At 67.0% G+C, this 875-nt stretch carries 1 protein-coding gene; it reads left to right on the plus strand.

Annotated elements, in window-relative coordinates:
* Positions 1 to 47: 47 nt before the first annotated feature.
* The gene (locus IG62_RS0140935) at positions 48 to 818 is read left to right on the plus strand and encodes an IS5/IS1182 family transposase (RefSeq protein ID WP_030816358.1); all 771 of its coding nucleotides are present in this window, start codon (positions 48 to 50) and stop codon (positions 816 to 818) included.
* Positions 819 to 875 lie beyond the last annotated feature (57 nt).

The following is an 875-nucleotide window of genomic DNA, read 5'->3' on the forward strand; positions in this document are numbered from 1 at the left end:
CTAAGGGTTGTCCCGTAACTGCTGGTCATGGGTGAGATGATCTGGCTGTGTCTGGTGTGATCACGGCGTCGGAGCCGTCCTGGATAGGACCGTTCAGCGGGCTGAGCCCGCGTCAGTTCGCCAAGCTGATCACCGCGTTGCGGCGCGAGGGAGCGGACCCCGTTCGCAAGGGCCGGCCGTGGAGCCTGACGCTGGAGGACCGGGTCCTGCTGGTCGCCGCGTACTGGCGGACCAACCTCACGCTGCGCCAGCTGGCGCCGCTGTTCGGGGTGTCGAAGTCGGCCGCCGACCGCATCATCGACCACCTCGGACCCTCGCTCGCGCTCCAGCAACGCAAGCGGTTCCGCAAGGAGGCCGTGCTGATCGTGGACGGCACCCTGGTTCCCACGCGCGACCACCAGGTGGCCGAGCAGTCCAAGAATTACCGGTACTCGACCAACCATCAGGTCGTCATCGACGCCGACAGCCGTCTGGTCGTCGCCGTCGGCCGGCCGCTGCCGGGCAACCGCAATGACTGCAAGGCGTGGGAGGTTTCCGGCGCCAAGGACGCCGTCGGTCGCACCACAGTCATCGCGGACGGCGGCTACCGGGGCACCGGGCTGGTCATCCCACACCGCCGCGAGCGCGGCCAGACCGAACTGCCGGCCTGGAAAGAGGAGCACAACACCTCCCACCGCAAGGTCCGCGCCCGTGTCGAGCACGCCTTCGCCCGCATGAAGACCTGGAAGATCCTCCGCGACTGCCGCCTCAAGGGTGACGGAGTCCACCACGCCATTCTCGGCATCGCCCGCCTGCACAACCTCACCCTGGCCGGATGACGGAGAAATGAGCTGCTCAAGCAGCATGCCGTAGATCATTTACGGGACAACCCTTAG

It is taken from the genome of Streptomyces sp. NRRL S-337, from assembly GCF_000720175.1.
GTDB classification, from domain to species: domain Bacteria; phylum Actinomycetota; class Actinomycetes; order Streptomycetales; family Streptomycetaceae; genus Streptomyces; species Streptomyces siderophoricus.